At 72.6% G+C, this 7,590-nt stretch carries 8 protein-coding genes; 5 read left to right on the forward strand and 3 right to left on the reverse strand.

Features of this window, described 5'->3' with window-relative positions; translation table 11 throughout:
* Window positions 1–204: 204 nt before the first annotated feature.
* Both V6V47_RS32305 and V6V47_RS32310 read right to left on the reverse strand, forming a co-directional pair.
* The gene (locus V6V47_RS32305; RefSeq protein ID WP_334632349.1) at window positions 205–1,035 is read right to left on the reverse strand and encodes an SseB family protein; all 831 of its coding nucleotides are present in this window, start codon (window positions 1,033–1,035) and stop codon (window positions 205–207) included.
* Window positions 1,032–1,451 carry a YbaB/EbfC family nucleoid-associated protein gene (locus V6V47_RS32310; RefSeq protein ID WP_334632350.1) on the reverse strand — a complete coding sequence of 140 codons (420 nt, stop codon included), beginning with the start codon at window positions 1,449–1,451 and terminating at the stop codon, window positions 1,032–1,034. Before V6V47_RS32310 ends, V6V47_RS32305 begins: the two co-directional genes overlap by 4 nt.
* 94 nt (window positions 1,452–1,545) lie before the next feature.
* Here V6V47_RS32310 and V6V47_RS32315 point away from each other — a divergent pair, with 94 nt between their 5' ends.
* From V6V47_RS32315 to V6V47_RS32325, 3 genes are read left to right on the forward strand one after another with little or no spacing between them, the layout of a single operon-like run.
* The gene (locus tag V6V47_RS32315) at window positions 1,546–1,878 is read left to right on the forward strand and encodes a hypothetical protein (RefSeq protein ID WP_334632351.1); all 333 of its coding nucleotides are present in this window, start codon (window positions 1,546–1,548) and stop codon (window positions 1,876–1,878) included.
* Entirely contained in the window at window positions 1,875–2,936 is a 1,062-nt protein-coding gene (locus V6V47_RS32320; protein ID WP_334632352.1) for a WXG100 family type VII secretion target, read from the forward strand. Before V6V47_RS32315 ends, V6V47_RS32320 begins: the two co-directional genes overlap by 4 nt.
* Window positions 2,937–2,957: 21 nt before the next feature.
* Window positions 2,958–3,866 carry a hypothetical protein gene (locus V6V47_RS32325; RefSeq protein WP_334632353.1) on the forward strand — a complete coding sequence of 303 codons (909 nt, stop codon included), beginning with the start codon at window positions 2,958–2,960 and terminating at the stop codon, window positions 3,864–3,866.
* Window positions 3,867–3,991: 125 nt separating this feature from the next.
* Here the strand turns inward: V6V47_RS32325 and V6V47_RS32330 are convergent, their stop codons facing one another.
* Entirely contained in the window at window positions 3,992–4,963 is a 972-nt protein-coding gene (locus tag V6V47_RS32330; RefSeq protein ID WP_334632354.1) for an aldo/keto reductase, read from the reverse strand.
* A 197-nt stretch (window positions 4,964–5,160) separates the two neighbouring features.
* Here V6V47_RS32330 and V6V47_RS32335 point away from each other — a divergent pair, with 197 nt between their 5' ends.
* Window positions 5,161–6,213: an LLM class F420-dependent oxidoreductase gene (locus V6V47_RS32335; RefSeq protein WP_334632355.1), complete on the forward strand. Its 1,053-nt coding sequence runs from the start codon at window positions 5,161–5,163 to the stop codon at window positions 6,211–6,213.
* Window positions 6,210–7,046 (forward strand): undecaprenyl-diphosphate phosphatase, encoded by an 837-nt coding sequence (locus V6V47_RS32340; protein ID WP_334632356.1) that lies wholly within the window; start codon window positions 6,210–6,212, stop codon window positions 7,044–7,046. The genes V6V47_RS32335 and V6V47_RS32340 overlap by 4 nt, the downstream gene beginning before the upstream one ends.
* The last annotated feature ends 544 nt before the right edge of the window (window positions 7,047–7,590 follow it).

Raw genomic sequence — 7,590 nt, forward strand, 5'->3', positions numbered from 1 at the left:
ATGGACGGGGGAGGGGGGGCGGGACGGGGGAGGCGGGAGGCGGGGGGGGACGGGGGAGACGGGGGCGGGGGTGGGGGCGGGGGTGCGGTGGGGGAGTGCAGTGCGGGAGGCGGGAGGCGGGAGGCGGGAGGCGGGGGAGGTCGGGGCGGGGTGGGTTGCGGTGTCGCTCGGTGGCCCCTGCTCACCTGCTCGGGGTGGCTCTGCTCATGCAGTCGGGACGTTCGCCGTGAGCAGGGCCGCCAGCGCCGGCGCGGCCAGCGCGACCGCCCGGGCGCTGCCCGCGTCCACGGCCAGCCCCCACGACGCGTCCGGCCAGTCCTCGAGCAGTTCGGCGCAGGGCAGCGCCACGAACGGCACGCCGTCTCCGGCGAACGCGGCCAGGGCTCCCGGGGACGTGAAGACCGGCAGCAGCGGCGCGCCGGTCGCATCGCCGACCACCGTCCACGGGAAGTCGCCGGCCGCCGCCGGGTCCCCGGCCAGCGGCACGCACACCGTGGCGCCGGCCAGCACGCCGAGGTATCCGGGCAGGTCGCGCCGATCAGCCGCCGCGGCGAGCAACGCCACCACGGCCGGCTCGCCAGGCGCGTGCTCCGCCGCCGTGGCGGGCGCGGGCTCGGTGTTGGCCGGCTGCGCGAGCGCGGGCGCGGCGGTGGCCGGCTGGGCGGTCGCGGGCGCGGCGGTGGCTGGTCGCGCCGCCGAGGTCGTCGGTGGCACGGGTCGGCAGGAGAGGGCGCCGGGATCGTCGGTCAGGACCTCGGCGGCGGTACGGGCCACCAGCACACTGAGCCGTTCCAACTGCTCCGGGGCGCGCTCCGTCTCGTACCACCAATCTCCGGCGTCGGTCGGACGGTGCCAGCCGAGCGCGGCCAGGCGTGCCTTGTCGTAGGCCGGGCAGAGCGCCCGGACCACCGCGCGGCGCACCAGCAGCCGGACCTCCCGCGGACCGGCGGAGAGCACCAGGTCGGTGTCGCGGTCGCAGCGGGCGAGCGTGGCCCGCAGCCGCTCGACGATGTCCGGCCAGGTCGGTGCGGTCATGCCGGCGAACCCGGCAGGCGGTCGTCCAGCCGCCCGAGCCGACTGATGGTCTCCTCCAGACGACCCAGCGCCGAGAAGTCGCCGGGCTTGCCGAACAGGTCGGTCAGACCCGCGCCGACATCGACGCCCAGACCCTCGGTGCGTTCCTCCACCTGCTCGGTGGTCTTCGTGCGGGCCCGCCGGTACGCGTCGAGCACCAGCTCGGCCAACCCCTCGGTGCCGGCGCGCAGGGCGGTGGGCGCGAAGGTGAGACCGGTGAGCACGCCGGTGGCGTCGACGGTCGCCGAGACCAGCCCGCTCTCATCGGTCGCGGTGCTCGACATCTCGGCCAGGTCATCGCGGAGGCCCGCGAACCGGCGTTCGATGTCGGCGATTCGTCCGGCGAGCGCGTCGAACGCGGACATCGGGTCAGTCATGACAATCCTCCCCCGTGGACCGTGCACCCGGGGTGGTGCCCGGCGGCCGAGGAATCGTATCGTCGGTGCGCTGAACACACGGGGGAGGAACAGCATGCCGCCAGACATCGATGTCGACGTGCAGGCGGTCCGTCGACTGGAGACAGCCGCCAAGCACGTCTCCAGCTCGCTGACCGCGTTGGAGAGTCAGATCGCCTCGGCCGGCGACGTGCCGTCGGACGCGTTCGGCCATCTGCCGTTCGCCAGCGACATGCTGCGCGAGAAGTACGCCGAGCAGGTCAACGGCGGCATCGAGCTGTTCGCCGCCGCGCAGGCCGCGTTCGGGCGGGTCGCCAGTGCGCTGGCCGACACGGCCGAGACGTACGAGGGCACCGAGCAGGACCTCGACGCCGGCTTCAAGGCCATCCAGGCGGGGATGCCCGGATGAGCGGGCCAGCAGGCAGCGCCGTCCAGTTGTGGAACGGCCTGGACAGCGCGCTCTCCGGCGTGGAGGCCGCGGTCGACAGCGTCTGCCGGACCCTGGCCTGGCCACTCATCCAGCTCGTCGACATGGTCGACGGCGAGCCCGCCGCCCTGCGCGCGAAGGCCGCCGAGTGGGACGCGCTGGCCGCGCAACTGCGCGACCTGGCACAGGGGCACCGGGGCACCCGCGAGTCCGCGCAGGTCGGGTGGCGTTCGCCCGCCGGCGAGGCGTACGGCCAGCGGCTGGCCGAGGTCGAAGAGCAACTGCTCGGCGTCGCCGAGCAGTTCGCCGCGACCGCGGAGTACCTGCGCGGCGTCGCCGACGGCCTGCAGACCGTGCACGACGTGCTCGTCGACCTCTGCGTCGAGTTCGTGAACTTCCTGCTGGTGACGCTCGTGACGGCGTTGCTGATGGCGCCGTTCACCGCCGGGGCCTCCTGGGCGGCCGGCCTGGGAGTCGCCGTGACCAGGGGCCTGATCGTGCTCACCCGGATGCTCAAGGTCATCCGGCCCCTCGCGACGCACCTGCAGAAGGTCATCCGCCTGCTCCAGCGGGTCCTGCTCTACCTGCGCAAGCTGCGTACCCACCTCGACAAGCTCGTCGACATGCAGAAGGCGCTGCGCAAGGGCAAGAAGTACGCCGACAAGCGACGTGCCGCCGGCAAGCTCGACAAGTGGCACCACAAGTTCCTCGACCCGGCGAAGGGCACCTACAAGCTGGGCAAGTCCGGTTCGCCGTTCGACATGGGCGCCCTCGACCGGGCCGCCGCGCTGCGGGCGCACGGGCTCGCCGACGGTGCCCGTGTGATCGGCCGGGACTGGGCGACCAACCTGCCCTGGAACGTGCCCAACTCGATCGTGCACGGCGTCACCTGGGGCACCGTGGCGCTCACCTCCGGCCTCTCTGTACCCGGCAGCGACCAGGTCAGCGACCAGGTCGACAAGGCGGTGCAGGGCGGCGCCGACTGGATCGACCAGAATGTCTTCGGGCAACAGCCCGCAAACCAGCCGGCGGGCCGCTGAGCGCGGTCGAGGAGGCACAGCGTGACATCAGGGGAGCGGGGTCGGCTCGGTCGGTTCACCGACGCGGTGCTCGGCGGTGCCCGCGCGGCCCGGGACAAGGCCCGTGAGCTGCGCGACGAGTTCCGCACCAGCGACGAACCCGAACGTGCCCTCGTCGCACCGTTGCTGCCCGGGCAGGAGCTCCGCTACGTGGGGCTCGCCCCGGTCCGCGCGCCCGAGACGCACAAGGCCGGCCGGCAGCTCGCCGACGAGATGGCCGGTGAGCTCGCCGACTCACTCGACCCGAAGGTGCTCTTCGGGCTGCTCAACATCGTCAACCCGGTGGTGTGGGTCGACGCGGTGATGGCGCCGGTGCGGCTGGCCGCGGGCGTACTGCTGCTGCCCGGCAAGGCCGCCGCCCTCGCCGGTGGCCTGCCGGAGGCCGTCGGGCCGGAGCCGGGCCCGCCCCCGCAGCAGACGCAGCGGGAGCCGATCCCGCTGACCGAGGCGCAGGAGGCGTTCCGGGCGTTGTTCCGGCTCAGCCTCTACCGCCCGCTGGCCGACCAACTCGCCGAGATCGCCTACAAGCGGCGGTACGTCTTCAGCGGCGACCTCGCCACCCTCGCCGGCAGTCTGCTGCTCTTCCTGGAGCGCTACACGGGCACACCCCTGGCCGTGACCGACACCCACCTGTATCTGCTGCGGATGGGGCTGCGGCCCGACCCGGACCGGCCCGACCGGCGCCAGCCGAGGGTGCTGTGGAGCGTGGAGCGCAGCCGGGTCACCCGGATCGACTCGGAGCGCGGCGTGGCCGGGCTGGTGCAGTTCCCGTCGACCATCTTCTTTGACGACGGCTCGTGGATCCGGATCGTCAACCCCGCACCCCGCGACGACCAGACCCGGTTCCTCACCGCGATCCACGAGATCCCCGGCCAGCGCCTGACGCCCTGAGGCGGCTGCCGGGCTGCCGTAATGCGGGCCTGCCCGGGCGGCGGCCTGCCGTGCTGCGGGCCTGCCGTGGTGCCGGGCTGCCCGGGCGGCGGCCTGCCGTGGTGCCGGGTCGTCGTGGCGCCGGGTCAGCCGTCGCGCTCGGGGTAGCCGACCGGCACCGACGAGACGTCGTCCAGCGCGGTGGTGATCTCCTCGGGCAGCGTGATCCGCTCCACCTGCAGTGCGCCGAGCAGCTGCCCGACCGTGCGGGCGCCGAGGATCGGCGCGGTCACCCCGGGCCGGTCCCGGATCCAGGCCAGCGCCACCTCCAACGGCGACACACCCAGGCCACCGGCCGCCGTCGCCACCGCCTCCACGATGCTGGAGCAGCGCGGCTCCAGGTAGGTCGCGACGAACCGCTCGAAGTGCGGCGACGCGGCCCGGGAGTCCGCCGGTCGGCCGTGCCGGTACTTGCCGGTGAGCACCCCCCGGCCGAGCGGCGACCAGGGCAGCACGCCCAGGCCCAGCGCGTCACACGCGGGCAGCACCTCCCGCTCCACGCCCCGCTCCAGCAGCGAATACTCCACCTGGCTGGCGACCACCGGCGCCCGGCCCGGCCAGGCGGTCTGCCAGGCGGCGGCCCGCGCGGTCTGCCAACCGGAGAAGTTCGACACCCCGACATAGCGGACCTTGCCGCTGGCCACCGCGTGGTCCAAAGCGGCGAGGGTCTCCTCCAGCGGGGTGTCCGGGTCGTACCCGTGCACCTGGAACAGGTCGACGTGGTCGGTGCCGAGCCGGCGCAGCGACGCGTCGAGGGTGCGCAGCAGATGCCCGCGGGAGCCGTCACGGCGCCGCCCGCTGCCCGGCCGCAACCCCGCCTTGGTGGCGATCAGCAGGTCATCGCGGGGTACGAGGGTGCCCAGCAGTGAGCCGATCACCGACTCGGCGTCGCCGTCGCCGTACACGTCGGCGGTGTCGATCAGGTTGCCGCCGGCGTCCAGGTAACTCTTCAGCTGGGCGGCCGCATCATCGGCGTCGGTGTCCCGGCCCCAGGTCATGGTGCCGAGCGCGAGCCGGGAAACCGCCAGCCCGCTTCGGCCGAGCGGTCGCTGTTGCATGGGTGAACCTTATTTCGAACCCGCCGCCACCGATATCCTCGCTCCCGTCATCTCTGCCGGTTCTGCCGGTTCCGCCGGTTCCACCGCTTCGCGGGCACCGCGACGGACGGGGGATCATAGGTGGTGAGCCGGTGATCGTGACCGTTATCGGCATTGCGTAACCTGATGCGACCTGTGCCACAGATGGGGGAGGACCAGTGCGACTCGGGCTCAGCCTCGGATACCAGACAGCGTGGAGCACACCGGCCGATCACCTGGCGCTGGCCCAGGAGGCGGACCGGCTCGGCTACTCGGTGGTGTGGGCGGCGGAAGCGTACGGCTCCGACTCGCCCAGCATGCTCGCCTGGATGGCCGGGCAGACCGAACGGATCGACGTCGGCGCCGCGGTGATGCAGATCCCCGCCCGTACGCCGGCCGCCACCGCGATGACCGCGGCCACCATCGACGCGCTCTCCGGCGGCCGGTTCCGGCTCGGCCTGGGCGTCTCCGGCCCCCAGGTCTCCGAGGGCTGGCACGGCGTCCGCTTCGCCAAGCCCCTCGGGCGGACCCGTGAGTTCGTCGACATCGTCAAGCTGGCCATCGCCCGCAAGGAGGTGGCGTACGACGGCGAGCACTACACGCTGCCGCTGCCGGACGGGCCCGGCAAGGCGCTGCGCCTCGGCTTCCACCCACCGCGCGAGCACATCCCGATCTACCTGGCCGCGGTCGGCCCGAAGAACCTGGAACTGGCCGGCGAGATCGCCGACGGCTGGCTGGCGGTCTTCTACTCGCCCGAGTTCGCCGACGAGCAGCTCGCCTCCGTCAGCGCCGGGCGGGCCAAGGTCGGCAAGGAGCTGGCCGGCTTCGACGTCGTGCCGTCCGTGCCGGTTGTCGTCGGTGACGACGTGGCCTCCTGCGCCGAGCTGGTGCGCTGGTACGCCGCGCTCTACGTCGGCGGCATGGGCAGCCGGCAGCAGAACTTCTACAACCAGCTCGCCACCCGGATGGGCTACGGCGACGCCGCCCGCGAGGTCCAGGACCTGTACCTGGCCAAGCGGCAGCGCGACGCGGCGGCCGCGGTGCCGATGGAGTTCATCGACCGCACCTCGCTGCTCGGCCCGAAGGAGCGGATCGCCGAACGAATGCGGGAGTACGCCGCAGCCGGCGTCACCACGCTCTCGGTGAGCCTGTTCGCGGCCGACCGCGACAGCGGCGTGCAGACTCTGCGTACCGTCGCCGAGGCGCTCGACCTCGCGGGAGTCGGCGAGTGACCTGGGTCGAGGCCATCGTCCTGGGCATCGTCCAGGGACTGACCGAGTTCCTACCGGTCAGCTCGTCGGGGCACCTGCGCATCACCTCGGCGATCTTCTTCGACCGCGATGCCGGCGCGTCGTTCACCGCGGTCACCCAGCTCGGCACCGAGGCGGCCGTGCTGATCTACTTCGCCAAGGACATCTGGCGGATCACCCGGACCTGGCTGGTCGGGCTGCGCGACAAGTCGGTGCGCTCCAGCCTCGACTACCGGATGGGCTGGTACGTGATCGTCGGCTCGATCCCCATCGGGCTGTTCGGCTTCGTGTTCAAGGACCAGATCAAGACGGCCGGCCGCAACCTGTGGATCGTCGCCACCACGCTGATCGTCTTCGCGTTCGTGCTGGCGTTCGCCGAGTACTGGGGGCGCCAGACCCGCACGCTGGAGAACTTCCGGATGAAGGACGGCGTGGTGATGGGCTTCGCGCAGGCCATGGCGCTGGTCCCCGGCGTGTCCCGCTCCGGCGGCACGCTCACCGCCGGCTTGCTGCTCAACCTGACGCGGGAGGCGGCGGCCCGGTACTCGTTCCTGCTGGCCATCCCGGCGGTCGTGATGTCCGGGGTGTTCAGCCTCGGGGACGTCTTCGAACCGTCCGCCCCGGGCACCTCCGTCCCGACCGTGGCCCAGACGGTCGTGGCCACCGTCATCGCGTTCGGCATCGGGTACGCGGCCATCGCCTGGCTGCTGCGCTACGTCGCCCACCACACCCTGTACGTCTTCGTGCTGTACCGGGTCGCGCTGGGCACCCTGGTCCTCGCCCTGTTGATGACCGGCGCGATCAGCGCCACCTGATTTGCAGGTTCCCTCGACGGCCCCCGTCACTGCCCCTCAAGGGCGTGGCGGGGGTCGGTCTCTTCCGCAACCCAGTGCCAAGGCTCGCTCCGCGCCGGTGTCCGCCCGTGCTGGTCCCGTCTCGCGCTGGCTCTCTTGGGGCTGGCTTTCTTGGGGCTGGCTCTCTTCGGCGGTCCCTGCTCGCTGCTCGGCTCTGCCGTGTCCGGCTCCGCCCGGCTTGCTCGTGCCGGGTTGGCGCGTGCTTGGGGACGCTGCTGGGTTGGCGCGTGCTTCGGGATGCTGCCGGGTTGGCGCGTGCTCGGGGATGCTGCCGGGTTGGCGCGTGCTCGGGGATGCTGCCGGGTTGGGCGCGTGCTCGGGGACGCCGCCGGGTTGGCGCGTGTCCGGTTGGCCCGTGCATGGCGGGCCCGTGCCCGGTTCTTTCACGAGATCTTGGACAGTTTCCGTTCGCGCGGTGGGCTCAACCGGTGGTTGCAACACCCTTCCATGATCTTCGTTGGGGTGGTTGTGGCGTCGAGGTTGAGCCCGCTGGAGCGGGAGCAGA

Source organism: Micromonospora sp. CPCC 205539 (assembly GCF_036906815.1).
Taxonomy (GTDB): domain Bacteria; phylum Actinomycetota; class Actinomycetes; order Mycobacteriales; family Micromonosporaceae; genus Micromonospora.

Coding starts and splice junctions, on each gene's coding strand:
- V6V47_RS32305 (WP_334632349.1), bottom strand. CDS start 1,035: ATGACCGCACCGACCTGGCCGGACATCGTCGAGCGGCTGCGGGCCACG.
- V6V47_RS32310 (WP_334632350.1), bottom strand. CDS start 1,451: ATGACTGACCCGATGTCCGCGTTCGACGCGCTCGCCGGACGAATCGCC.
- V6V47_RS32315 (WP_334632351.1), top strand. CDS start 1,546: ATGCCGCCAGACATCGATGTCGACGTGCAGGCGGTCCGTCGACTGGAG.
- V6V47_RS32320 (WP_334632352.1), top strand. CDS start 1,875: ATGAGCGGGCCAGCAGGCAGCGCCGTCCAGTTGTGGAACGGCCTGGAC.
- V6V47_RS32330 (WP_334632354.1), bottom strand. CDS start 4,963: ATGCAACAGCGACCGCTCGGCCGAAGCGGGCTGGCGGTTTCCCGGCTC.